This window comes from Xanthomonas prunicola (genome assembly GCF_002846205.1).
Taxonomy (GTDB): Bacteria; Pseudomonadota; Gammaproteobacteria; order Xanthomonadales; family Xanthomonadaceae; genus Xanthomonas; species Xanthomonas prunicola.
On sequence record NZ_PHKV01000003.1, the window covers coordinates 250788 to 276383 of the forward strand.

At 65.3% G+C, this 25596-nt stretch carries 21 protein-coding genes and 1 pseudogene; 20 read left to right on the forward strand and 2 right to left on the reverse strand.

Annotated features, from left to right (window positions below; all coding sequences use genetic code 11):
- The first annotated feature begins 16 nt into the window (after positions 1-16).
- The 6 genes from XpruCFBP8353_RS11105 (at position 17) to tsf (ending at position 6750) form a co-directional block, all read left to right on the forward strand.
- Positions 17-2368 carry a fimbria/pilus outer membrane usher protein gene (locus XpruCFBP8353_RS11105; protein WP_101363295.1) on the forward strand — a complete coding sequence of 784 codons (2352 nt, stop codon included), beginning with the start codon at positions 17-19 and terminating at the stop codon, positions 2366-2368.
- Positions 2365-3399 carry a Csu type fimbrial protein gene (locus XpruCFBP8353_RS11110; protein ID WP_101363296.1) on the forward strand — a complete coding sequence of 345 codons (1035 nt, stop codon included), beginning with the start codon at positions 2365-2367 and terminating at the stop codon, positions 3397-3399. The genes XpruCFBP8353_RS11105 and XpruCFBP8353_RS11110 overlap by 4 nt, the downstream gene beginning before the upstream one ends.
- Before the next feature lie 48 nt (positions 3400-3447).
- A complete protein-coding gene (locus XpruCFBP8353_RS11115; RefSeq protein ID WP_101363297.1) occupies positions 3448-3768 on the forward strand; it encodes a hypothetical protein in 321 nt (106 codons plus the stop codon).
- A gap of 2 nt (positions 3769-3770) precedes the next feature.
- Positions 3771-4478 carry a fimbrial biogenesis chaperone gene (locus XpruCFBP8353_RS11120; RefSeq protein WP_101363298.1) on the forward strand — a complete coding sequence of 236 codons (708 nt, stop codon included), beginning with the start codon at positions 3771-3773 and terminating at the stop codon, positions 4476-4478.
- Between the two features lie 420 nt (positions 4479-4898).
- Complete coding sequence (rpsB, locus tag XpruCFBP8353_RS11125) at positions 4899-5702, forward strand: 30S ribosomal protein S2 (RefSeq protein ID WP_101363299.1); 804 nt, start codon at positions 4899-4901, stop codon at positions 5700-5702.
- A 169-nt stretch (positions 5703-5871) separates the two neighbouring features.
- The gene (tsf, locus tag XpruCFBP8353_RS11130) at positions 5872-6750 is read left to right on the forward strand and encodes a translation elongation factor Ts (RefSeq protein WP_101363300.1); all 879 of its coding nucleotides are present in this window, start codon (positions 5872-5874) and stop codon (positions 6748-6750) included.
- 10 nt (positions 6751-6760) lie between these two features.
- On the opposite strand, the gene XpruCFBP8353_RS23710 is transcribed toward tsf, so the two are convergent.
- Entirely contained in the window at positions 6761-6934 is a 174-nt protein-coding gene (locus XpruCFBP8353_RS23710; protein WP_157935122.1) for a hypothetical protein, read from the reverse strand.
- Positions 6935-7027: 93 nt separating this feature from the next.
- On the opposite strand from XpruCFBP8353_RS23710, the gene XpruCFBP8353_RS11135 reads away from it, so the two are divergent.
- From XpruCFBP8353_RS11135 to bamA, 8 genes are all read left to right on the forward strand, one after another.
- Positions 7028-8551, forward strand: coding sequence for a sensor domain-containing diguanylate cyclase (locus tag XpruCFBP8353_RS11135; protein ID WP_101363301.1), 1524 nt, complete (start codon positions 7028-7030; stop codon positions 8549-8551).
- Positions 8552-8658: 107 nt separating this feature from the next.
- Positions 8659-9381 (forward strand): UMP kinase, encoded by a 723-nt coding sequence (pyrH, locus tag XpruCFBP8353_RS11140; protein ID WP_101363302.1) that lies wholly within the window; start codon positions 8659-8661, stop codon positions 9379-9381.
- A gap of 185 nt (positions 9382-9566) precedes the next feature.
- Complete coding sequence (gene frr / locus XpruCFBP8353_RS11145) at positions 9567-10124, forward strand: ribosome recycling factor (protein ID WP_101363303.1); 558 nt, start codon at positions 9567-9569, stop codon at positions 10122-10124.
- 17 nt (positions 10125-10141) lie between these two features.
- A complete protein-coding gene (gene uppS, locus XpruCFBP8353_RS11150; RefSeq protein WP_162301025.1) occupies positions 10142-10903 on the forward strand; it encodes a polyprenyl diphosphate synthase in 762 nt (253 codons plus the stop codon).
- Positions 10900-11727, forward strand: a complete 828-nt coding sequence (locus XpruCFBP8353_RS11155) for a phosphatidate cytidylyltransferase (protein ID WP_101363305.1) — start codon at positions 10900-10902, stop codon at positions 11725-11727. Before uppS ends, XpruCFBP8353_RS11155 begins: the two co-directional genes overlap by 4 nt.
- A gap of 2 nt (positions 11728-11729) precedes the next feature.
- A complete protein-coding gene (locus XpruCFBP8353_RS11160) occupies positions 11730-12920 on the forward strand; it encodes a 1-deoxy-D-xylulose-5-phosphate reductoisomerase (protein WP_101363306.1) in 1191 nt (396 codons plus the stop codon).
- Between the two features lie 26 nt (positions 12921-12946).
- Positions 12947-14293, forward strand: a complete 1347-nt coding sequence (gene rseP, locus XpruCFBP8353_RS11165; RefSeq protein ID WP_101363307.1) for an RIP metalloprotease RseP — start codon at positions 12947-12949, stop codon at positions 14291-14293.
- Between the two features lie 83 nt (positions 14294-14376).
- On the forward strand, positions 14377-16743 hold the full coding sequence (bamA, locus tag XpruCFBP8353_RS11170) for an outer membrane protein assembly factor BamA (protein WP_162301026.1): 2367 nt from the start codon (positions 14377-14379) through the stop codon (positions 16741-16743).
- Between the two features lie 76 nt (positions 16744-16819).
- Here the strand turns inward: bamA and XpruCFBP8353_RS23940 are convergent.
- Positions 16820-17010, reverse strand: a pseudogene (locus tag XpruCFBP8353_RS23940) (hypothetical protein).
- Positions 17011-17133: 123 nt separating this feature from the next.
- Here XpruCFBP8353_RS23940 and lpxD point away from each other — a divergent pair.
- The 6 genes from lpxD to dnaE all read left to right on the forward strand — a co-directional run bounded on the left by lpxD (position 17134) and on the right by dnaE (position 25535).
- Positions 17134-18147 carry a UDP-3-O-(3-hydroxymyristoyl)glucosamine N-acyltransferase gene (gene lpxD / locus XpruCFBP8353_RS11180; protein WP_101363309.1) on the forward strand — a complete coding sequence of 338 codons (1014 nt, stop codon included), beginning with the start codon at positions 17134-17136 and terminating at the stop codon, positions 18145-18147.
- Positions 18144-18602 (forward strand): 3-hydroxyacyl-ACP dehydratase FabZ, encoded by a 459-nt coding sequence (fabZ, locus tag XpruCFBP8353_RS11185; protein ID WP_101363310.1) that lies wholly within the window; start codon positions 18144-18146, stop codon positions 18600-18602. The genes lpxD and fabZ overlap by 4 nt, the downstream gene beginning before the upstream one ends.
- 25 nt (positions 18603-18627) lie before the next feature.
- Positions 18628-19419, forward strand: a complete 792-nt coding sequence (gene lpxA / locus XpruCFBP8353_RS11190) for an acyl-ACP--UDP-N-acetylglucosamine O-acyltransferase (protein WP_101363311.1) — start codon at positions 18628-18630, stop codon at positions 19417-19419.
- A gap of 83 nt (positions 19420-19502) precedes the next feature.
- Positions 19503-20735: a lipid-A-disaccharide synthase gene (gene lpxB / locus XpruCFBP8353_RS11195; RefSeq protein ID WP_101363657.1), complete on the forward strand. Its 1233-nt coding sequence runs from the start codon at positions 19503-19505 to the stop codon at positions 20733-20735.
- Entirely contained in the window at positions 20732-21472 is a 741-nt protein-coding gene (locus tag XpruCFBP8353_RS11200; RefSeq protein ID WP_101363312.1) for a ribonuclease HII, read from the forward strand. Before lpxB ends, XpruCFBP8353_RS11200 begins: the two co-directional genes overlap by 4 nt.
- 475 nt (positions 21473-21947) lie before the next feature.
- Positions 21948-25535: a DNA polymerase III subunit alpha gene (gene dnaE, locus XpruCFBP8353_RS11205; protein ID WP_101363313.1), complete on the forward strand. Its 3588-nt coding sequence runs from the start codon at positions 21948-21950 to the stop codon at positions 25533-25535.
- The last annotated feature ends 61 nt before the right edge of the window (positions 25536-25596 follow it).

Sequence of the window (25596 nt, forward strand, 5' to 3'; positions counted from 1 at the left end):
TGCGGTGCGGCTGGCGATGACGCTGCTTGCGACCGCCAGCTGCCTGAGCAGCGCCGCAGCCGGCGATCTGGCCGACGTGGCGTCGCTTCCCGATCAGCCGCCGCCCAGCGCCACGCCACAGCCGCAAACGCTGTATCTGGACGTGACCTTGAACCAGGCCGACCGCGGCCTGGCGCCGTTCGAACTGGTCGACGGCCGGCTGCGCGGCGCGGTGGAGACCCTGCGCAGACTCGGCTTCATCCTGGCCGACCGCGCCCCTGGCGAATTGGTCGATCTGGACCGCCTGCCCGACGTGGAAGTGCGCTACGACGCCGCGCTGCAGCGGCTCGCGCTGCAGGTGCCGCTGGCGCAGCTGTCGTTGTCCACCACGGTGCTGAAAGCAGAAGAAGTGGCCCCGCCCAGCGCCACCGCATCGCCAGGCATGCTAGTCAATTACGATCTGTATGCCACCCGCAACGCCGGCGTCAGCAGCGCGTCGCTGGCCACCGAAGTGCGCGCCTTCGGCATCGGCCGCGGCATGGTCGACACCACCGCGGTCTTTCTGGCCTACGACCGCCCACAGGACAAACGCTGGCGCAGCGAAGCGGTGCGCCTGGACAGCGCTTGGCAGATGGATTTCCCCGACAGCGCCACCAGCCTCACCGTCGGCGACTTCTACAGCGGCTTCGTCGACTGGAGCCGCTCGATCCGCCTGGGCGGCGTGCAGATCGGCCGCAACTACGCCTTGCAGCCGTACCGCGTGCTGACGCCCACGCCCAGCTTCCTGGGCGAAGCGACCGTGCCTTCGACCGTGGAGCTCTACGTCGACGGGCTGCGCCAGTACAGCGGCCAGGTGCCGGCCGGCCCCTTCCAGCTGGCCGCACAGCCGGGCATCAGCGGTACTGGCCAGGCGCAGATCGTGGTGACCGACGCCTTCGGCCAGGTGCGCCGGCTCGACTTTGCGTTCTATGGCACGCCCCAGTTGCTGGCGCGCGGTGTTTCCGAATGGTCGGCGGGCATCGGCCATCTGCGTCAGGACTACGGCGTGCGCTCGTTCTCGTATGAATCGCGCACGGTGGCCAGCGCCACCCTGCGCAAGGGCCTGCGCGATGACGTCACCGTCGAGGCGCATGCCGAAGCCGGCGGCGACGTGGCCAATGCCGGCGCCGGCGGCGTGTGGCTGCTCGGGCCCGGCGGCGTGGTCAACGCCGCGTATGCGCATAGCCGGATGGGCGGGCTGCGCGGCGGCCAGTATGTGCTGGGCTTCGCTTGGAACAACCGTCGCTTCAACCTCAATCTAGGTACCCAGCGCACCCACGGCGACTACCGCGACCTGGGCGCGCTGCAAGGCGCGTTGCCGGCACGCATCAGCGACCGCGCGGTGTTCGGCGTCAACGTCAATGCGATCGGCTCGCTGGGCACCAGCTACGTGCGGCTGAGTTATCCCCAGGGCGACACCTCGCGCTATGCCAGCCTGTTCTGGTCGCGCAGCTTCGGGCGCAACTGGGCCGCCAACCTGTCCGGCAACCAGAACCTGGATCTGCGCAGCGACCGCAGCCTGTACCTGTCGCTGTCGACCACCTTCGGCGAGTTGCGCCAGGCCAGCGCTTCGATGCAGCGCAACGGCAACCGCACCGGATTCGTCGCCGATGTGAGTCAGCCGTTGCCAGGCGACGGCGACCTAGGCGGCATCGGCTGGCGCGTGCAGGGACGGGCCGGCGACGATGCCAATGGCGGGCTGGCCGAACTGGGCTGGTTGAACCGGGTCGGCCGCTACAACCTTGGCGCGGCCAATCAGGACGGCGACAGCTTCGGCTACGCCAGCGCCAGTGGCAGCCTGGTGTGGATGAACGGGAGCGGCTTTGCCGCGCGCGACATCCAGGATGCCTTCGCGGTGGTCTCCACAGACGGCCAGGCCGGCATTCCGGTGCGGCTGGAGAATCGTCTGATCGGCGTCACCGACGCACGTGGCATGCTGCTGGTGACACCGCTGCAATCGTGGCAACGCAATCAATTGTCGATCGATACCCTGAACCTGCCGGCGGACCTGCGCGTGGATCGCGTCGAAACCACGGTGACGCCGCGCCAGCAATCCGGGGTGGCGGTGCGCTTCGGCATCACCCGCGTGCGTGCGGCGATCATCGTGTTGCACGACGCGCAGGGCGCGCCGTTGCCGGTGGGCAGCGTGGTGCAGCGCGAAGGCGACGGCGAGCGGGTGGTGGTCGGCTACGACGGCGAGACCTATCTGGACAACCTGCAGCGCGACAACCGCCTGCTGGTCGAATCGCCGAACGGGCGCTGCACCGTGCAGTTCGCCTACCCGGCCGCTCCCGGCGGGATTCCGCGCGTCGGCCCGCTGGCCTGTCTGGCTGAGCAGAACACACCATGAGCATGCACCCACTCTGGCGCATGCTGCTGGCACTGACGATCGCCACGCTGTGGCTTGCGCCCACCCAGGTCGCGCGCGCCGACACCACCTGCACCGCCACCCTGGGCACCCCGCTGGCGTTCGGCAATGTCGCGGCCAATGGCACCAGCGATGCGGTGGCGACGCTCAACGTGTCCTGTTCGACCGCCGCGCTCAGCGTCCTGGGCTACTCGCAGGTCAGCCTGTGCCTGGACCTGGGGCCAGGCAGCGCCAGCGGCGGCCTGTACGCGCCGCGCCAGCTGCGCAACACCACCGGCGACAGCCTGGACTTCCAGATCTACAGCGACGCCTCGCGCACCCAGATCTGGGGCGCCACCGCATCGACCACCCCCTCACCGGTTCTATTGACACTGTCGTACGGTGTCCCGGTGGTCACCGGCGGCTCGCAGACCACCAGCGTCACCCTGTACGGGCGCATTCCGGCCAACCAGATCCTGTCGATCGGCAACCACACCAGCAGTTTCGGCGGCGCTGACACGGTGCTGCGCTACTCCTACAACGAGAGCGTCATCGGCATGCCGCCGGCACCGAGCAGTTGTACCGCTGGTGGCAGCGGCGCCAAGACCGCCAGCAACGCGTTTCCGTTCACCGCCTCGGCCAACGTGCCGGCCCGCTGCAATACCTATGTCACCACCGATCTGGATTTCGGCAGCATCGCCGGCAGCATCAACACGGCCATCGACCGCACCTCCACCATCAGCCTGGCCTGTACCAACCGCACCGCCTGGAACATCGGTCTGGACAACGGCGTCAACGCCAGCGGCGGCACCCGACGCATGCGCCACGCCTCCAGCGCCAACTATGTGACCTACCAGCTTTACCGGGATGCCGGGCGCGCCAACCTCTGGGGCACCACAATCGGGGTGGACACGCTCGCCGGCACAGGCAACGGCGTGACCCAGACAGTCACCGTTTACGGCCGTGCGCCCGGCGCGCAATTGCCCATCGCAGGGGCCTACAACGACACGGTGACGGTCTCCATCACTTACTGACAGTTAATAAAGTTCGCATGGGGAACGTCGCTATTTGTTACGTCTCCAATGCAAACGATTGCCTCCATGACACTGGTCACCCTCTTTAAAAGTCTGACCGTGGTTGCGCTCGTCCTCACTGCAACAGCAGCCAGCGCCGCCGCCGGCCGCGGCCCGGAAAATTCCACCCTGCACATCGGTTTGCGGCTGCTCAGCGGCTGCGAACTGCGCACCACCCCGCCACGTGCCAGCTGCTCCAGGGGCACGCCGATGGCGATCGCCCAGCCGGCACGCGCCACCGAGGCCCCCACCAGCACCGGCCAGGACGCCAGCGCACTTGCCGGGCCAGCGCCCGCCAGTGCGGCACGCATGACCACGATTGCGTTCTGACTATGACCATGCCCCGCTTGCTTGGTTGCTGGCTCGCGCTCGGAATGGCCTGCCTGGCACCGAATGGCAGCGTTGCCGCTGCCGAAATCGCGATTGCCCCCACCACGGCGCACATTCCCGCCGACAGCGACCAGACCGCCGTGTGGCTCTACAACCAGGCCGCAGTGCCGTGGCACGCCGAAGCCAAGCTGTACCGGTGGAGCCAGGACGGCGACCGTGAGCTGCTTGAGCCCGCCAAAGGCGCCACCGTCAGCCCGAGCCATTTCGAAATCCCGCCGCAAGGGCGGCAGTTGTTGCGGGTGATCCGTCTGGGACCAAGTCCGCAACAGACCGAAGACAGCTACCGCCTGGTGGTGACCCAGCATGCCTCGGAAGGCGACACCGAACTGTTGCGGTATTCCACGCCAGTCTTCGTCCTGCCCAGCGAGCCGGGCGATGCACACCCGGCTCTGCGGACAACCCTGTCGGTCGATGGCGCCGGTCTTGTCTTGAACGTGCATAACGCAGGACTTCACCATGCGCGCCTGGCCGACCTGGCCTACATCGATGCCGGCGGCACCCGCCGCAGCATTCGCGACAACCTGGCCGGCTACGTCCTGCCCGGCCAGACCCGTCAGTGGGCATTGCCGGCCAACCTGACCGTCGGCCATGGCCGTTTCGTGGCACGCGTCAACAGCGATATCGAGACGACGCTGGCACTGCAGCCATAGGAATCGGGAATCGAGAGTGGGATCGGCAGGCGCATCGGCGCCGCCGACTGCGTACAGGGCGTCCGGACGGCCAAGCTCTTGCGATTCCCGATTCCCGATTCACAGGCCTGAAGGCCTGGCGGACGCCGGCATTGAACCAATTGCACAGCCCCGGCCTGCCGACTATAATCCGTCGGCTGTTTTGCGTCTTTCACGCATTGCGTCGTTCACGTCGGACGTCACCGACGAATTCACACCTGCTGCCGCCATCCGCGCCGGGGTGCCCTCACACAGGGTTCGTCGCGGAGGCAACAGGGAAGCCCAACCCCGGAATCGAGTGCGTTTTGATGCGAGTCCCTCGCAACAGCCCGCACATCCATGTGCGGACTCTTCAAAGTCAAGGCCGCGCACGGTGATTCCGCTCTTATCGGAGTTACTGCAATGCCCCAAGTCACCATGCGTCAGATGCTGGAAGCCGGCGTCCATTTCGGCCACCAGTGCCGTTACTGGCACCCCAAGATGGCGCCGTACATCTTCGGCGCGCGCGGCAAGATCCACATCATCAACCTCGAGAAGACCGTTCCGCTCTTCAACGACGCGATGAACTTCCTGTCCTCGATCGCGCAGAAGCGCGGCACCATCCTCTTCCTGGGCACCAAGCGCAGCGCGCGCGAGTCCATCAAGGAAGAAGCCGAGCGTTGCGGCATGCCCTTCATGACCCAGCGCTGGCTGGGCGGCACGCTGACCAACTTCCGCACCGTCAAGCAGTCGGTTGCCCGTCTGAAGGAACTGGAAGCCGCCGAAACCGACGGCACCTTCGAAAAGCTGGTCAAGCACGAAGTGCTGGGCCTGCGTCGCGAACGCGAGAAGCTGGACGCCTCGCTGGGTGGCATCAAGGAAATGAACCGTCTGCCCGACGCGATCTTCGTGATCGACATCGGCCATGAAGACATCGCCATCAAGGAAGCCAAGAAGCTCGGCATCCCGGTGATCGCCGTGGTTGATACCAACTACGATCCGGCCCTGGTCGACTACGCCATCCCGGGTAACGACGACGCCATCCGCGCCGTGCAGCTGTACGCACGTGCCGCTGCCGATGCCGTGCTGGAAGGCAAGGCTGCTGCGCCGAATTCGGCGTCGGTGCGCGAAGAAGAGTTCTCGGCCGAAGCCGCCGACGAAGGCAAGGGCCGTCGCGCTCCGGCCAAGAAGGGCGAGAAGAAGGCCGACGCCCCGGCTGCCGAGTAATCGGCATGCAATGCGGCCGCACCATGCTGTGCGGCCGCAGCCCCGACGGCGCCCTTGCGGCCCGTCGCCGAGGCCACTGACTACATCTACGGGGGCGGCGGCACGCTGCACCGTCTCCTACTGGCGGAAACACTTCCGCCGCACGCATTCGTCCATATGAGGTAATTCCATGGAAATCACTGCTTCCCTGGTCAAGGAACTGCGCGAGCGCACCGGCGCCGGCATGATGGAGTGCAAGAAGGCACTCGTCGAAAACGCAGGCGACATCGACGCCGCGGCCGAGTGGCTGCGCAAGTCGGGCCTGGCCAAGGCCGACAAGAAGGCTGACCGCGTTGCCGCCGAAGGCCGCATCGCCACCGCCCAGACCGGCGGCAAGGCCGTGCTGGTCGAAGTCAATTCCGAGACCGACTTCGTCGCCAAGGACGAGAACTTCCTGGCCTTCACCGAGGTTGTGGCCAATGCCGCACTGAACTCGGATGCTGCCGATGCCGAAGCGCTCAAGAGCGTCAAGCTCGACAGCGGCGAGACCATCGAAGAGCGTCGCGCCGCGGTGATCGCCAAGGTTGGCGAAAACCTGCAGGTGCGTCGCCTGGTCCGTATCGATAGCGCCAACAACGTCGCGGCCTACGTGCACGGCGGCCGTATCGGCGTGCTGGTCGAGCTGAAGGGTGGCGACGTCGAGCTGGCGCGCGGCATCGCGATGCACATCGCTGCGATGAACCCGCCGCACGTCAAGGCCTCCGACGTTCCGGCCGAATTCGTTGCCAAGGAAAAGGAAATCGAACTGGCCAAGATGTCTGAGAAGGACAAGGCCAAGCCGGCCGAAATCCTGGAAAAGATCATCAGCGGCAAGATCAGCAAGATCGTCAACGAAGTGACGCTGTACGGCCAGCCGTACGTGCTGAACACCGACCAGACCGTCGAGCAGGCCGTCAAGGCCGCCGGCGCCGAAGTGGTCGGCTTCCAGCGCCTGGCCGTTGGCGAAGGCATCGAGAAGGTGGTGGAAGACTACGCCGCCGAAGTGATGAAGCAGGCCGGTCTGGCCTGATCTTCGCCACTCAGAAAAAAGCCGCGGCATGCCGCGGCTTTTTTTTGCCTGCACGCCACGCATCCGCAGCGTGGCGCGAATCTGAAGCGACCGCATCCGGCAGCGTGACAAGCGGCCGCAACGCTACAGATGCGATCGGCATTGCCGTTACCTCAACGATGGCGACCGGGCTTTTGGCGTTCATCACGCACGTTTTCCTGCGCGGCGATGGCAGGACATGGCGCGCCCCACTCAACGACCACAGCTGTATGCTTGTGGTCACTGTCGGCGATGACTCATGCAACCAGATCTCCAGGCCGCCCTGCACTACTGCCGTAACCTGCCATCGCCTCCCGGCATTGCGCTGCGCATCATCGAACTTGCGCAGGACCCGGATGTGGACATGACCACCACCGCCAACGTCATCGGCATGGACATGGCATTGACCGCGCGCATGTTGCGGGTGGCCAATTCGCCGCTGTACGCCAGCCGCCGCCGCATCGACAACCTCGGCCAGGCGTTGACCATGCTCGGCCTCAACGCGACCCTGAGCCTGGCGCTGGGCTTTTCGATGGTGCACGGCGTACGCAGCACCTTCATCGCGCACCCGTTGCATGAGCGCATCTGGCGCCGCGCCGGCCTGTGTGCGTTGGCCAGCCGTATCCTGGGCCAGGCCTACGGCATCCGCAAACCCGAAGAATTGATGTTGGCCGGTCTGCTGCAGGACATCGGCAAGCTGGCCCTGCTGCAAGGCGCGCCCGAGGTGTACGGGCCGCTGCTGGAACACGCACCCGACAACGCATCATTGCTGGAAGCCGAACGCGAACACCTGGGCGCCACCCATGCAGAAGTCGGCGCGTGGCTCGCGCATCAGTGGCAGTTGCCGCCGTACCTGCAGAATGCGATCGCACAGAGCGAAGAAGAACCGGCGAGCCTGGAGCCTTTCATGGCCTGCGTGGCGCTGTCCGGACGCTTGGCCGATATCTGGCTCTCGGCCAGTGCGGTCACCGCCACCGAACATGCCCAGCGGCAGGCCCAGGACGTGCTGGAGCTGGATGCCGAACGCTTCGAGAAAGTGATCGAACGCATCGCCGAATCACTACCGGAACTGGAGGCACTGTTCGACATCCGCGTGCCGCAACCCGAGCACATCCAGATGATCTTCGAGCAGGCACGCGAGCTGGCGATGCTGCGCAGCCTGCGTGAATTGCAGGACGTGGCCGAAGCGCGCCGGCATGCCGACGAATCGGAAAACCGCATGCGCCACTTGGCCGAACAGGCCAGCCGCGATGCGCTGACCGGAGTGTTCAACCGGCATCAGCTCGACACCGCGCTGACGCATGAATTCGAACTGGCCTCGCGCCAGGGCTGGCCGCTGTCGATCGCCTTCATCGACCTGGACGACTTCAAGCGCGTCAACGATGCGCACGGGCATCTGGTCGGCGATGAAGTGTTGCGCAACTTCGCGCAAACGCTGCAACGGATGGTGCGCACCAGCGATCTGGTGGCGCGCTATGGCGGCGAAGAATTCCTGGTGATCCTGCCCAATACGCCCGCCGATGCGGCGTTGATGGTGATCGAACGCATCCTGACCGAAACCGCACGTACGCCGATGGCGCAACTGCCGGGCGGCCCGTTGCATATCACCTTCTCCGCAGGCCTTGCCACGCATGGCGGTGTCGAGCGCCAGTTCGAAAGCATCGAACATTTATTGCAGGCGGCAGACAGCACGCTGTATCGCTCCAAGCATCGTGGCCGCAACCGCGTCACTGCCTACGATGCGACCGATATCCCGACACCGCCAAACCCGCGCGCACACTGAGCAACTGGTCACGCCGCTGCCAACAAAGGAATTTTTACCACGCCAGGTGACGGGCTTCCGCTAGAATTGCCGGCGTTTGTCGATCCCCTACCCCCGAGGTCTCCCCCATGTCCGAACTTTCCTATCGCCGCATTCTTCTCAAACTTTCCGGGGAGGCGCTGATGGGAGACGGGGATTACGGCATCGACCCCAAGGTCATCAATCGCCTTGCGCATGAAGTGATCGAAGCCCAGCAGGCTGGCGCGCAAGTGGCGCTGGTGATCGGCGGCGGCAACATCTTCCGCGGCGCCGGCCTGGCTGCCAGCGGCATGGACCGCGTTACCGGCGACCACATGGGCATGCTGGCCACCGTGATCAATGCGCTGGCGATGCAGGACGCGCTGGAAAAGCTCGGCGCCAAGGTGCGCGTGATGAGCGCGATCAAGATCAACGACGTCTGCGAGGATTTCATCCGCCGTCGTGCGATCCGCCATCTGGAAAAGGGCCGCCTTGCGATCTTCGCCGCCGGCACCGGCAACCCGTTCTTCACCACCGACTCGGGCGCAGCGCTGCGCGCGATCGAGATCGGCGCCGACCTCCTGCTCAAGGCAACCAAGGTCGACGGCGTCTACGACAAAGACCCGAAGAAGCACACCGACGCGGTGCGCTACGACAGCCTGACCTACGATCAGGTGATCATGCAGGGCCTGGAAGTCATGGATACCGCCGCCTTCGCCCTGGCGCGCGACAGTGACCTGCCGCTGCGCATCTTCGGCATGAGCGAGCCGGGCGTGCTGCTGCGCATCCTGCACGGCGAACAGATCGGCACCTTGGTGCAGGGCCGGAGCTGAGGGCGGGAATCTGGGATCGGGATTGGGGATTCGTTAGAGCGCAGTGCTGGCGCCTGCGTTGACGCCTGTCCGTCGAGCGCCTTCAGCGGCAAGTGAACCGGCTGCGCGGGTCCTGACGACCCGCGAGTCGTGAAACCCCAGTCCCGGCTATAATCTCCGGATTCAGCTCCACACGGATTCCGGCGATGCTCACCCAGATCAAACAAGACGCGCTCACGCGCATGACCAAGAGCATCGATGCTCTGCGCCATTCCCTGACCACTATTCGTACCGGCCGCGCCTCGCCGGCGCTGCTGGACGGCATCAAGGTCAAGGCCTACGGCACCGACACGCCCCTGAATCAGGTTGCCAGCATCAGCGTGTCCGAAGGCCGCTCGCTGGTCATCAGCCTGTTCGACAAGGGCATGATCAAGGACGTGGAAAAAGCCATTTATGCCTCGGATCTGGGCCTGACCCCGACCGTGGTCGGCACCGTGATCCGTCTGAACCTGCCGCCGCTGACCGAGGAGCGCCGCAAGGAGCTCAGCAAGTCCGTGCATGGCGAAGGCGAAGACAGCAAGGTCGCCATCCGCAACATCCGTCGCGATGCCAACCAGCAGGTCAAGGATCTGCTCAAGGACAAGGCCGTCACCGAAGACGAAGCCCGCAGCGCCGAAGACGACATCCAGAAGCTCACCGACAAGGCGATCAAGGATGTGGATGAGGTCGTCAAGGCCAAGGAACAGGAACTGATGACGGTCTGATCGTGGCATCGCCTGCCATGCATCCAGTCCCCTCTGCTGCTGACATACCGCGCCACATTGCCATCATCATGGATGGCAATGGGCGTTGGGCGCAGCGTCGGCGTCGTCCGCGCGTGATCGGCCACCGTGCTGGTGCGCGCGCGGTCAATCGCACGATCGATTTCTGCCTGGAAAAAGGCGTATCGGCGCTTACCCTGTTCGCGTTCTCCAGTGAAAACTGGGGCCGTCCGCAGGATGAGGTCGACGCGCTGATGAAGCTGTTCCTGCATGCGCTCGACCGCGAGGTTGAAGAACTGCAGCGGCGTGGCGTGCAGGTGCGCTTCATCGGTGACCGCAGCCGCTTCGCCGCACCGTTGCGCGACCGCATGGCCGGTGCCGAGCGCAGCACCGCCGCCAATTCACGGTTGGTGCTGAGCATCGCGGCCAGTTACGGCGGACGCCAGGACATCGCCGCAGCTGCCCGCGCGTTGGCCGAAGACGTCGCCGCCGGCCGCCTGCAACCGCAGCAGATCGACGAAGCACTGCTGTCCAGCCGGGTCGCCCTGGCCGACCTGCCGGCGCCGGATCTGTTCATCCGCACCGGTGGCGATACCCGCATCAGCAATTTCCTGTTGTGGCAGCTGGCATACACCGAGCTGTGGTTCACCGAAACCCTGTGGCCGGAGTTCGATGCCGGCGTGCTGCAGCAAGCGCTGGACGACTATGCCGGGCGCGAACGCCGCTTCGGCCTGACCAGTGCACAGATCGCCGACAAGGCGACGGAGACGTCCTCCGCATGACCAAGACCCGCGTGATTGCCGCGCTGATCATGGCGCCGCTCGCGATTTGCGCGATCGTGCTGCTGCCTACCCAATGGCTGGCAGCGCTGGCGGCGATCCTGTTCCTGACCGGCCTGTGGGAGTGGCTCAAGCTCTCCGGCATCGACGACAGCCTGCCGCGCACCGTGCTGCTGATGCTCAATCTGCTGCTGATGGTGCTGATGGTGTGGGCCTCGGCCGGCTCCATGGTGTTGTTTCAGATCGCGTCGCTCGTGGGCGTGGCGTGGTGGTTGCTGGCACTGCTGTGGCTGCGCTTTTTCACCTTCGGTGCCGATCATGGCAATGGTCAGGCGCGTGCGCTCAAGCTGGCCGCCGGCACCCTGGCGGTGCTGCCGGCATGGGCGGCACTGGTGTTGCTGCATGCCAGCCCGGAGAAAGGCAACCTGTGGCTGCTGACCGCGCTGACCATGGTGTGGGCGGCCGACTCCGGCGCCTATTTCGCAGGCCGCGCGTTCGGCAAGCACAAGCTCGCGCCGCGTGTCAGCCCCAACAAGACCATCGAAGGGTTGCTCGGCGGGATGCTTGCTGGCATTGCGGTCGCTTGCGCGTTCGGCTGGCTGGCCGGGCTGACGCTGGCGCATGTGCCGCAGCTGGTGCTGGTTTCTGCGCTGGCAGTGCTGGCATCGGTGCTGGGCGACCTGTTCGAGAGCCTGCTCAAGCGTCACGCCGGCGCCAAGGACTCGGGCACGCTGATCCCGGGCCACGGCGGCGTGCTGGACCGGATCGACGGCGTGCTCGCCGCCCTGCCGGTGTTCGCACTCGGCAAGGAAATTCTCGGATTCTAGGCATGGCTGGCACTTCTCTTCGTCAGGTCGCCGTATTCGGCGCCACCGGCTCGATTGGCGCATCGGCGCTGGACGTGATCGCACGTCACCCGCAGCGGCTGCGCGCCAGCGTGCTATCGGCCGGCAGCAAGGTCGAGGACCTGCTGGCGCTGTGCGCCACCCACCGGCCTGCGCATGCGGTGATCGCCGATGCGTCGCTGTACCCGGCCCTGCGGGATGGCCTGCGCGTGCTTGGGCTGGCGACGCAGGCGCATGCCGGCGCCGAGGCGCTGGACGTACTGGCTGGCAGCGACGCGTGCGACACCGTGGTGGCGGCGATCGTGGGCGCGGCCGGGCTGCCGTCCACCCTGGCCGCAGCCCGCGCCGGCAAGCGCCTGTTGCTGGCCAACAAGGAATCGATGGTGCTGGCCGGCGAGCTGCTGACCCGCACTGCAGCCGTCGCTGGTGCTGAAATCATCCCGATCGACAGCGAACACAGCGCCATCTTCCAGTGCCTGCGCTCCTGCGACGCCAGCCGCGGCGTGCGGCGGGTGATCCTGACCGCCTCCGGCGGACCGTTCCGCGGCTGGGACCGCGCCGCGCTGGCGGCGGTCACGCCTGCGCAGGCAGTGGCGCATCCCAAGTGGTCGATGGGGCCCAAGATCTCGGTGGATTCGGCCACCCTGATGAACAAGGGCCTGGAAGTCATCGAGGCGCACCATCTGTTCGGCCTGCCGGGCGAACAGATCGATGTGCTGGTACACCCACAAAGTCTGGTGCATTCGCTGGTGGAATTCGTCGACGGCTCCACCCTGGCCCAGCTTGGCCTGCCGGACATGCGCACCACCCTGGCGGTAGGACTTGCCTGGCCGGAGCGGGTCGAATCCGGGGTCGGCGGGCTGGACCTGCTCAGTCAGGGCCGGCTGGATTTCGAGGCCCCGGACACCGTCGCATTCCCGTGCCTGCGCCTGGCCTGGGACGCATTACGGGCTGGCGGTACCGCGCCGGCGATCCTGAACGCGGCCAACGAAGTCGCTGTTTCAGCGTTTCTTCAGGGCCAGGTGGGTTTCCTAGCGATCCCTGCGTTGGTCGAACACACACTGACAACGCTCCCGCGGCACAATGCCGACACCCTCGACACCCTGCTTTTTGCCGATGCGCAAGCCCGGCAAATCACTGAACGCGCCCTCGCCCACCACGCCCTTCATGCCTGATCGATCCACGCACGCGAGCTGCACACATGGGTGACTTCATCGGTTCGGTCTGGTGGATGATCGTCAGCCTGGGCGTGTTGGTGACCTTCCATGAATTCGGGCATTTCTGGGTCGCGCGACGCTGCGGGGTCAAGGTGCTGCGTTTTTCGGTGGGCTTCGGCAAACCGTTGTGGATGCGCCGCGACCGCCACGGCACCGAGTTCGTGGTTGCCGCCATTCCGCTGGGCGGCTACGTCAAGATGCTCGACGAGCGCGAAGGCGACGTGCATCCGGCCGAGCTGGACCAGGCCTTCAATCGCAAGACCGTGTGGCAGCGCATTGCCATCGTGGCGGCCGGCCCCATCGCCAACCTGTTGCTGTGCATGGCGATGCTGTGGGCGATGTTTGTGGTGGGTAAGCAGGATTATTCGGCCACCGTCGGCCGTGCCGATGGGCTGGCCGCCGAAGCCGGGCTGACGCCGGGCGAGCGCATCGTGCGCATCGACGGCCGTAGCGTGAGCAGCTGGAGTGACGCCAGCATGCAGCTCACCACCGCGGCAATGGACAAGCGCGATGTCCGCGTGCTGACCGCCTCCGACGCTGCGAGCAGCAGCGAACACACCTTGCGCCTGTCGCAGTTGCCGGTCGGCTTCGACGAGCGCCGGGTGGCTGCGCTGGCCGGCATCGGCTGGCAGTTCATGTTGCAGCCGCCGGTGATCGCCGAAGTGGTGAAGGGCTCGGTATCCGACGGCCTGCTCAAGCCGGGCGACCGCATCGTGGCCATCGACGGCCAGCCGATCCGCTCGGCCGACGACATCATTCCGCAAGTGCAGGCGCTGGGCGCGCATGGCGGCCCGGGCATGATCGAGGTGGCGCGCGGCGAAGACCGTCTGGCACTGGAAATCGCCCCACGCAAGTCGCCGCAGGGCCAGTGGATGATCGGCGTGCGTCCGGCTGCCGCGCCGGCCCCGGAATACGACAGCCGTCAGCAATACGGGCTGTTCGCCGCCGTGCCGGCTGCGATCCGTGAAACCGGCCGAATGACGGCCGATTCGCTGGGCATGATGAAGCGCATGCTGACCGGCCAGGCCTCGGTCAAGAACATCTCCGGCCCGGTCACCATTGCCCGCGCCGCCAATGCATCGGCCGAACGCGGGCTCGACTGGTTCCTGTATTTCCTGGGATTGCTGTCGCTCAGCCTGGCGATCATCAACCTGATGCCCATCCCGATCTTGGACGGGGGGCATCTGCTGTATTACCTTATCGAGTTGATCAAGGGCAGCCCGATCAGCGAACGGGCCATGATTGCAGGACAATACGTCGGCCTGGCGGTCCTGGCCGGGTTGATGGGACTGGCGTTCTACAACGACATCCTCGGCCTGGTTCCACGATGAAGCTGCTCCACTCTTTCCGCCTGTTGTCGTCGTCATACGCCGGCATCCAGCAACACCCGAATACGACTCCAACCGGATGTGACATGACGCGTCTTCCCACTCGCCGCCTGCTTGCCCTCGCTCTTGCCGCCGGCCTCAGCCTGCCGGCCGTTGCCCTGGCCGCCGAGCCGTTCGTTGCCAGCGACATCCGCGTCGACGGCCTGCAGCGCATTGCCTCCGGCACCGTGTTCACCTATCTGCCGGTGAACCGCGGCGACACCGTGGACGATGCCAAGGTGGCCGACTCGATCCGTGCGCTGTACCGCACCGGCTTCTTCGAGGACGTGCAGCTGGATCGCCAGGGCAACATCCTGGTGATCACGGTCAAGGAGCGTCCGGCGATCAACAAGCTCACCGTGACCGGCAACAAGGACATCAAGTCCGAGGAACTGCTCAAGGGCCTGGGCGACATCGGCCTGACCGAGGGCGGTACCTTCGACCGCCTGAGCCTGGACCGCGTGACCCAGGAACTGACCCGCCAGTACAACAACCGCGGCAAGTACAACGTGGAAATCACCCCAACGGTGAGCCCGCTGGACCGCAACCGCGTCGATGTGGCCATCGCGATCAAGGAAGGCAAGGCGGCCAAGATCCGCCACGTCAATCTGATCGGTACCGAGAAGTTCGCCAACGAGGACATCCTGGACAACTGGGAATCCAAGGAACACAACTGGGCTTCGTGGTACCGCCGCGACGATCAATACTCCAAGGAAAAAATGTCCGGCGACCTGGAGAAGCTCAACTCCTGGTACCTGGACCGTGGCTATGTGGACTTCAGCATCGACTCCACCCAGGTCTCGATCAGCCCCGACAAGCGCGACATGTTCATCAGCGCCGGCGTCACCGAGGGTGAGCAGTACAAGATTTCCGAGATCAAGGTCACCGGCGACACCGTGCTGCCGCAGGCCGACATCGAGCGCCTGGTGATCCCCAAGGCCGGCGACATCTTCTCGCGTGCGCTGCTGGAGTACACCTCCGATGCGATCACCAACACGTTGAGCAACGTCGGTTATGCGTTCGCCAAGGTCAACCCGATCCCGACCCCGAACCGCGAAGACCGCACGGTGGCGGTGAACCTGCAGGTGGTGCCCGGCCCGCGCGTGACCGTGCGCCGCATCCTCTACAAGGGCAATAGCCGTACCTCCGATGAAGTCTTGCGCCGCGAAATGCGCCAGTTCGAAAACACCTGGTACTCGCAGGCGGCGATCGACCGTTCCAAGATCCGTCTGCAGCGCCTGGGCTACTTCGAAAGCGTCGACGTGGAAACCCCTGCGGTGCCCGGCAGCAACGACCAGGTCGACGTGGTCTACAACGTCAAGGAGACCACCTCCGGCAGCTTCGTGTTCGGCCTGGGTTACTCGCAGAGTTTCGGTGTGACCACCTCGGTGCAGTTGTCGCAGAACAACTTCCTGGGCGGCGGCAACCGCGTGGCAGTGGAGGCCTCGCGCAGCAGCTATCAGCAGCGCTATGCGTTCTCCTACACCAACCCGTTCTTTACCGACGATGGCGTGTCGCTGGGCTACAACCTGTCCTGGCGGTCGCTGGATTATTCGGACTTCAACACCGCCCAGTACAACAGCAAGAACGGTTCGGCGCAGGTGGTATTCGGCGTGCCGATTACCGAGAACGACACCGTCTCGGCGATGGTCGGCATCGACAGCAATCAGATCAACACGTTCCAGGGCCAGACTCCCCAGTCGATCATCGACTACATCGATGCAGTCGGTACGCGCACCTTCCACGCCTGGCGCACCGAATTGGGTTGGGCGCGCGACACTCGCAACGATTTCTTCATGCCAACGCGCGGCATGTACCAGCGTGTGGGCCTGGAAACCACCCTGCCCGGCTCCACGGTCGAGTACTACAAGCTCAACTACCAGATCTCCAACTATTGGCCGATCATCCCGGCGCTGGTGTTGAACACGCGCTTCGAGCTGGGCTATGGCGATAGCTACGGCAAGGACAGCACCCGCGTGTTGACCAACCCGGATGGGTCGACCCGGACCGTCACCGCCAGCGGCCTGCCGTTCTATGAGAACTTCTACGCTGGCGGCACCAATTCGGTACGTGGTTTCGAAGACAACACCTTAGGTCCACGCTCGGAGCGCACCTTGAACTACAACCGCGGCCAGCCGCTGGGTGGTTCGTTCAAGACGGTGGGCTCGGTGGAAATGTATTTCCCGAAGCTGTTCGACAGCCCGTCGGCGCGCATTTCGGCGTTCTTCGACTTCGGTAACGTGTACAACGGCGTGGACAACTTCAAGGCGAACGAGCTGCGTGCGTCCACCGGTGTGGCGCTGTTGTGGCGTGCCCCGGTCGGCCCCATTTCGATCAGCTACGCGTTCCCGCTGAAGAAGGAAGACAACGACGAGATCGAGCGTCTGCAGTTCACCTTCGGCGGTCAGTTCTAAGATTGGATGGAAAAACAATGGCGGCCCGGATGCCCGGGCCGCCATTGTTGTTTGAACAACGTGGTGTGAAGCAGGGTTAGATGTCGTTGTTCCGGACGTTGCCCAGGCAGGTGGCGGTGGCGCCCGCATTGGATGAGTCCCGCATTGCACCTGCTGTTCCCAGAAGCTCAACGCGTCGGCGCGCTGCTGCGCGATATCGTTGACCGATGCACGGGTGACTGCACCCAGCAGTATCACGCGACCAAGAATGGCTAGGACAGTTTTCAGATGCGATTTGCTGGGTTCGTCACATCGTCGCGGCCTGGCACGCCACACGCCTGACTGCCCCGACCAACCTAGCCATTTCCCCTGTAAAACCAGAAAATTATCGTCTCCCCGAGGTTTACCCTGATGCGATTAACCGCCAGTGCGATTGCCGAACAGTTTGGGTTGACCGTTGTTGGTGACGGCAGCACCGAAGTCAGCGGCGTCGCCACCCTGGCCCATGCAGGCGCGGGGCAGCTCAGTTTCCTGTCCAACCCACGCTATCGCCCGCAACTGGCCGACACCCATGCCGCTGTCGTGGTGTTGCGTGCCGACGATGCCGAAGCCGCGAAGGGCACCGCGCTGGTCGCCAAGGATCCGTATACCGCGTTCGCCAAGATCGCCGCGCTGTTCGATGTAGCGCCGGTACGCGAACCGGGCATCCATGCATCTGCGGTGATCGACCCGACCGCGCAGGTTTCGCCTGGCGCGCATGTCGGTCCGTTCGTCAGCATCGGTGCGCGCAGCCGCGTCGGCGATGGTTGCGTGATCGGCACCGGCAGCATCATCGGCGAGGACTGCGTGGTGGACGACGGCAGCGAGCTGCTCGCCCGCGTCACCCTGGTCACCCGCGTGCGGCTGGGCAAGCGCGTGCGGATCCACCCGGGCGCGGTGATCGGCGCCGACGGCTTCGGCCTGGCCATGGATGCCGGACACTGGATCAAGGTGCCGCAGCTCGGCGGCGTGGTGATCGGCGACGACTGCGAGATCGGTGCCAACACCTGCATCGACCGCGGCGCGCTGGAAGACACCGTATTGGAAGAAGACGTGCGCGTGGACAACCTGGTGCAGATCGCCCACAACTGCCGGATCGGCGCGCACAGTGCCATTGCTGGCTGCACCGGCATTGCCGGTAGCGCCAAGATCGGCCGTTATTGCCTGCTTGGTGGGCATGTGGGCGTGGTCGGCCATCTGGAGATCTGCGACAAGGTGGTGATCACCGGCAAGTCTGTCGTGCGTAATTCCATCCATGAGCCGGGCGAGTATTCGTCTGGCACCCCTCTCACCGACAATCGCACGTGGCGCAAAAATGCTGCGCGCTTCAAACAGCTCGATGTGCTCGCGAGACGCATCCTGGCTGTGGGCAAGGAGAAAGAATGAGCCATCCCGTTTACGAACTGCCGATCGACGTCAACCAGATCCAGACGCTGCTCCCGCACCGTTACCCGTTTCTGCTGGTCGACCGTATCCTCGAACTCGATCTTGAAACCAAGTGGATCGTGGCGCAGAAGAACGTCAGCATCAACGAGCCGTTCTTCCAGGGCCATTTTCCGAACCGCCCGGTCATGCCTGGCGTGCTGATCATCGAGGCGTTGGCGCAGGTCGGTGGCTTGATGACCCAGCTCGGCCTGGGCCGCGATGCCTTGTCGCAGCTGTTCTACATGGTCAAGGTCGATAAGGCCCGCTTCAACAAGCAGGTGGTCCCGGGCGATGTGTTGATCATGGAAGTGCAGATGAAGCGCCTGATCCGCAACGTGGGATGCTTCTACGGCGAAGCCAAGGTCGATGGCGAAGTGGTGGCCAGTGCCGAGGTGATGTGCGCCGGCGCCAGGTAATCACCCGCTTTCGGAGTAAGACACGATGCGTGATTCAACACCTTTGATCCATCCGACGGCGGTCATCGATCCATCGGCAACGCTGGCCGACGACGTGCGCGTCGGCGCCTTCTCGCTGATTGGCGCGGATGTGCAGATCGGGGCGGGCACCGAGGTGGGGCCGCATTGCTCGATCCACGGCCCGACCCGGATCGGTCGCAACAACCGCTTCATCGGTCACGCCGCGATCGGCGGCGAACCGCAGGACAAGAAGTACGCCGGCGAGCGCACCGAACTGGTGATCGGCGACGGCAATGTGATCCGCGAGTTCGTTACCATCAACCGCGGCACCGGCGGTGGCGGCGGCATCACTACCGTCGGCAACGACAACTGGATGCTGGCCTATACGCATGTGGCGCACGACTGCCATGTCGGCAACCACTGCGTGTTTTCCAACAACACCACGCTGGCCGGCCATGTCACCGTGGGTGACTACGTGATCATCAGCGGCTTTGCCGGCGCGCATCAGTTCTGCCGTATTGGCGCCCACGCCTTCCTGGGCATGGGCGCATTGACCAACGGCGATGTACCGCCGTTCACCATGGTCGGCAGCGAATCGCTCGGCCGCCCGCGCGGCATCAACAGCGAAGGGCTCAAGCGTCGCGGTTTCGACGCCGAACGCATCAGCGCGATCAAGCGCGCCTACCGCACGCTGTACGTCGCCGGACTGCCGCTGGCCGACGCCAAACTGCAACTGGCCGAACAGGCCAAGAGCAGCGACGATGTGCGCGGCATGCTCGAGTTCATCGAAGCAGCAGAACGGCCGTTGTTGCGATGACGGGAATCGGGAATCGGGAGCCGGGCATCGAGACAGGCGTGCAGGATCGCGCGCCTGCCGTCGGCGACCCGACAGCGCTGCCGATGCCCCGGTCTGCACTCCCCAGTCCCGGTGCGCATACGCGTCCTCCCCGTTTCGCATTGATTGCTGGCGAGGCCTCTGGCGACATCCTCGGCGCAGGATTGATCGAGCAATTGCGGCTGCGCTATCCGACTGCCGAATTTGTCGGCATCGGCGGCGATGCGATGCGTGGAGTCGGTTGCCAGACCTGGTTCGATGCCAGCGAGCTGGCGGTGATGGGCCTGACCGAAGTGCTGCGGCATTTGCCACGCCTGCTCAAACTGCGTAGCGCGTTCCGCGAGCGCGTGCTGGCGTGGAAACCGGACGTGTTCATCGGCATCGACGCGCCGGATTTTAATCTACCGGTGGAGCGCTGGCTCAAGCAGCGCGGCATCAAGACAGTGCACTACGTTAGCCCCTCGGTGTGGGCGTGGCGCGAGAAGCGTGCCGAGAAAATTGGCGTCAGTGCCGACCTGGTGCTGTGCCTGTTCCCGATGGAGCCACCGATTTACGCCAAACACGGCGTGGATGCGCACTTCGTCGGCCACCCGATGGCCGACGATATCGCCTACCAAGCCGACCGCGGTGCTGCACGCGCCACATTGGGTCTGTCCGCCTCCAGTACCGTGCTGGCCGTGCTGCCCGGCAGCCGGCACGGCGAAATCAGCCGGCTCGGCGACGCGTTTTTTCAAGCTGCCTGGCTGGTGTCCGAACACATCCCAAACCTGCACGTCGTGGTGCCGGCCGCCAACGCAGGCTGCAAGCAAGTGCTGGCCGAGCAGCTCTCGCGCTCGTCGCTGCCGGTGATGCGCTCGCACCTGCTCGACGGCCAGGCGCGCACCGCGATGCTGGCCGCCGACGTGGTGCTGCTGGCCTCCGGTACCGCGACGCTGGAAGCGATGCTGGTCAAGCGCCCGATGGTGGTGGGCTACAAGGTCGCCCCGCTCACCTACCGCATCGTGAAGATGCTGGGCCTGCTCAAGGTCAACCGCTACGCCCTGCCCAATATCCTGGCCAACGACGACCTCGCCCCCGAGCTGATGCAGGACGACTGCACGCCCGAGCGACTGTGCGTGGCGCTGCTGGACTGGTTCAAGCACCCCGACAAGGTTGCCGCCCTGCAGCCGCGTTACCTGGCCCTGCACGCGGAGCTACGTCGCAATGCATCCGCACGCGCGGCCGATGCGGTGGCTGGGCTGCTTCAGGGCAGAGATTCGGGAGTTGGCATTCAGGATTCGTCAGGAGCGAAGGCATGACCCGCCGTGCCTCGCACATCCCGGCTGAGAGCGCAGATGCCGAGCAGCGTCAGTCGCCGTTGTTTGGCCAATCCCACATACCCAATCCCCAATCCCGGCGTTTAATCGCCGGTGTCGACGAAGCGGGCCGCGGCCCACTCGCCGGCCCGGTCGCTGTGGCCGCGGTGGTGTTCGATCCCAGCAAGCCGCGTATCAATGGGCTGGACGATTCCAAGCAGCTCACCGCCGAACGGCGCGAGCAGTTGTATGCACGCATCGTGGATCGGGCGCTGGCGTGGTCGGTGGTGTTGATCGACAGCGAGGAGATCGACCGCATCAATATCTACCAGGCGACCATGCTCGGCATGCGGCGTGCGGTGGAAGGCGTGGCGCATGTGGCCGGGTTCGCGCGCATCGATGGCAACCGTGTTCCCAAGGGACTGCCCTGCCCGGCTGAGGCGCTGATCGGCGGCGATGCGCTGGACCGCGCCATCATGGCCGCCTCGATCGTGGCCAAGGTCACCCGCGACCGGCTGATGCACGAACTGCATGCACAGCACCCGGAATATCGCTTCGACCAGCACAAGGGCTACAGCACGCCGATGCACCTGGCTGCATTGCAGACCCACGGGCCATGCCCCCAGCATCGGCGCAGCTTTGCGCCGGTCCGGCTGGCGCTGGAAAGCCGCGAGCAGGGATCGATCGGGATCCGGGACCCGGAGCAGTTGCAGGTCGCGCAGCTGGTTGCGCCGCTGTAGGAGGCGCCGCCGTCCATACGCGGCTTGCCTGGCTGCTGCGGGGTCCAGACCAGCTGAAGATTGGAACGGAGTGCCCCGCCGCGAGCGCGGTGACCTTCTCAATCGCCCGGCTTGGCTGCTTGTCGGGACCAGGAGAGCCGCCTGCCGCGTCATGCGCCAGGGCTGTTGCAGTAACGGATTCCTTGACGCTTGGCCTGGCGACTGCGTATCGAATGGGTCACAGCGGCAAATCGTGGGATGCGTCAGGCCGTTTCAGGCACGGATCGTTCCACCCGCACCGGCCCGACATTTCCCCAACGCTTCGGGACGCAAGCCCGCCACGCCTACCTGGAACCCTGGCGCCATTCGATTCGCCCGCCTATTGACCCCATGCTCTCGGCGCCGAGGCGTCACCCTGACCCCGCCGCCCCACCTGTCAAGCCTTGTTCGTCCCCGCCCCCGCCGGTACCCTGACCGCGCATTATTCCGGTCTCGCATGTCCACTTCCCGCTTTGTCCATCTGCACGTCCACACCGAGTTCTCGCTGGCGGATTCCACCATCCGCGTGCCCGAGAAACCGGATCAGGCTGACCCGAAAAAGGCCAAGCAGGCCAACCTGCTGAGCCGGGCAGTCGAACTCGACATGCCCGCGTTGGCAGTCACCGACCTCAACAACCTGTTCGCGCTGGTCAAGTTCTACAAGGCGGCCGAAGGCGTAGGCATCAAGCCGATCGCCGGCGCCGATGTGATGATCGCCACGCCGGACATGACGCCCTGGCGCATGACCCTGCTGTGCCGCGACCGCGAAGGCTACCTGAGCCTGTCGCGCCTGCTGACCCGCGCCTGGATGGAAGGCCACCGCCCCGAAGGCGGCGTGGCGATCCACCCGGAATGGCTGCAGGCCGGGCACGCCAACCTGTTTGCCCTGGCCGGCCGCGACAGCCTGGCGGGCCGTCTGTTTTCCGAGGGTCGCGCCGACCTGGCCGAGCAACAGCTGGCCGACTGGCAACGCGTGTTCGGCGACGGCCTGCACCTGGAACTGACCCGCACCGGGCGCGAGGGCGAGGAACGCTTCAACCAGTTCGCCCTGCATGCCGCCGGCGTGCGTGGCCTGCCGGTGGTGGCCAGCAACGATGTGCGCTTTCTCTACGCCAGCGACTTCAACGCGCACGAGGCGCGCGTGTGCATTTCCTCTGGCCGCGTGCTCGACGACCCCAAGCGCCCGCGCGACTACAGCGACCAGCAATACATGAAGTCCAGCGAGGAGATGGCGGCGCTGTTCGCCGACATCCCCGATGCGATCGACAACACCCACGCGCTGGCGCAGCGCTGCAACATCGAGATGCGCCTGGGCACCTACTTCCTGCCCGCCTATCCGGTGCCCGAAGACGAGACGCTGGACAGCTGGATCCGCAGCCAGTCGCGCGCGGGCCTGGCCGCGCGCCTGGAAAAGAGCCCGATCGCGCCCGGCAAGACCCGCCAGGACTACGTCGACCGGCTGGAATTCGAGCTGGACACCATCATCAAGATGGGCTTCCCCGGCTACTTCCTGATCGTGGCCGACTTCATCCAGTGGGGCAAGAATCAAGGCATCCCGATCGGCCCGGGCCGCGGTTCCGGTGCCGGCTCGCTGGTGGCCTGGGCGCTGCAGATCACCGACCTGGACCCGCTGCCGTACAACCTGCTGTTCGAGCGCTTCTTGAACCCAGAGCGCGTGTCGATGCCCGACTTCGACATCGACTTCTGCATGGATCGCCGCGACGAAGTCATCGACTACGTGGCGCGCAAGTACGGGCGCGAGCGGGTCAGCCAGATCATCACCTACGGCACCATGGCCGCCAAGGCGGTGGTGCGCGACGCCGGGCGCGTGCTCGGCTTCACGTACGGGTTGGTCGACAGCGTCGCCAAGCTGATCCCCAACATCCTGGGCATCACGCTCAAGGATGCGATGGGCGAAGGCAAGGATTCGGAGATGGCCTCGCCGGACCTGATCCAGCGCTATCAGGTCGAAGACGACGTACGCGACCTGATGGACCTGGCGCGCCAGCTCGAAGACCTCACCCGCAACGCCGGCAAGCACGCCGGCGGCGTGGTGATCGCGCCCGATCCGCTGTCCGAGTTCTGCCCGCTGTTCGCCGAACACGACGAAGACGGCCGCGGCAAGAATCCGGTCACCCAGTTCGACAAGGACGACGTCGAAGCGGTGGGCCTGGTGAAGTTCGACTTCCTCGGCCTGCGCACGCTGACCATCATCGATTGGGCGGTCAAGGCGATCAACGTGCGCCACGCGCGCGCCGGCATCGACCCGGTCGACATCACCACCATTCCGCTCGACGACGTGCCCACCTACAAGGGCGTGTTCGCCTCGGGCAACACCGGTGCGGTGTTCCAGTTCGAATCCTCGGGCATGCGCCGCCTGCTCAAGGACGCGCGCCCGGACCGCTTCGAAGACCTGATCGCGCTGGTGTCGTTGTACCGCCCCGGCCCGATGGACCTGATCCCGGACTTCAACGCGCGTAAGCACGGCCAGCAGGAGATCGTGTATCCCGACCCGCGCACCGAAGTCATCCTGAAAGACACCTACGGCATCATGGTGTACCAGGAGCAGGTGATGCAGATGGCGCAGATCGTCGGCGATTATTCGCTGGGCGGCGCCGACCTGTTGCGTCGTGCGATGGGCAAGAAGGTGCCGGCCGAAATGGCCAAGCACCGCGAAATCTTCCGCGAAGGCGCGGCCAAGGGCGGGGTGAGCGCGGCCAAGGCCGACGAAATCTTCGACCTGATGGAGAAGTTCGCCGGCTACGGCTTCAACAAGTCGCACGCCGCCGCCTACGCGCTGGTCAGCTACCAGACCGCCTGGCTGAAACGGCATTACCCGGCCGAATTCATGGCCGCGACGCTGTCCTCGGACATGGACAACACCGACAAGGTGGTCGGCTTTCTCGATGAGGTGCGCAACCTCGGCCTCACCGTCAAGCCGCCGCGGGTCAACGAGTCGGCCTACATGTTCGAGGCCGCCAGCCCGGACACGATTCAATACGGCCTGGGCGCGATCAAGGGCGTCGGCCAGGGTGCCTGCGAGGCGATCGTCGAAGAACGCCAGCGCGGCGGCCCGTACACCACGCTGCTGGATTTCTGCACGCGTGTGGGCACCGCAAAGCTCAACCGCCGCACGCTGGAAGCGATGATCAACGCCGGCGCGATGGATGGGCTGGGCAGCAACCGCGCCTCGCTGATGCTGCAATTGCCGGAAGTGATGAAGGCCACCGAGCAGATGGCGCGCGAACGCGCCTCGGGGCAGAACTCGCTGTTCGGCGGGCCGGATCCGAGCGCGCCGGCGATGCGCCTGGACCTGCCCGAAAGCAAGGAATGGCCGCTGGGCCAGTTGCTCACCGGCGAGCGCGAAACGCTGGGCTTCTACCTCAGTGGCCACCCGTTCGACCCGCACCGCGACGAAGTCCGCGAGCTGGTCGGCTGCGACCTGGGCGCGCTGGAAAAGATCCTGGCTTCGCAACAGCGCGGCGGCAGTGGTGGTGGCGATGGCGAAAAACGCGCCTGGCGCCCGGAAGTCAGCGCGATCCTGGCCGGCCAGGTGATCGGCGTGCGCCGCAAGGGCGACAGCCAGGTGTTCGTGCAACTCGAGGACGGACGCGGGCGGGTGGAATGCAGCGCGTTCTCCGATGCGATGGCCGAGTTCGGGCATCTGCTCACCCGCGACCGCATCCTGATCGTCAAGGGCGGCCTGCGCGAGGACGAATTCAACGGCGGCTACAGCCTGCGCATCCGCCAATGCTGGGACTACGAGCAGATCTGCGCCGACCACGCACAGCGACTGTCGCTGCGTCTGGATCTGCGCGAGAAGCAGGCCTGGAAGCGCATCGACGCGCTGCTGGCCAAGCACCGTCCAGGCAAGACTCCCTTGCGCCTGGACCTGTTGCTACGCGCGCCCAGCGGCGGCGTGGCCGGCATGCTCGATCTCAACGGCGGCCACTCGGTGCGCATCGACCAGCACCTGATGGACAGCCTGCGCGCGGACCCGGCGGTGCGGACCCTGAAGATCAAGTACAGCCCTCCGTGGGCGTGAGAATGGGGAATCGGGAATGGGGAATCGCAAAAGCGAGGCCGCCATCCGTCCTGATTTGATC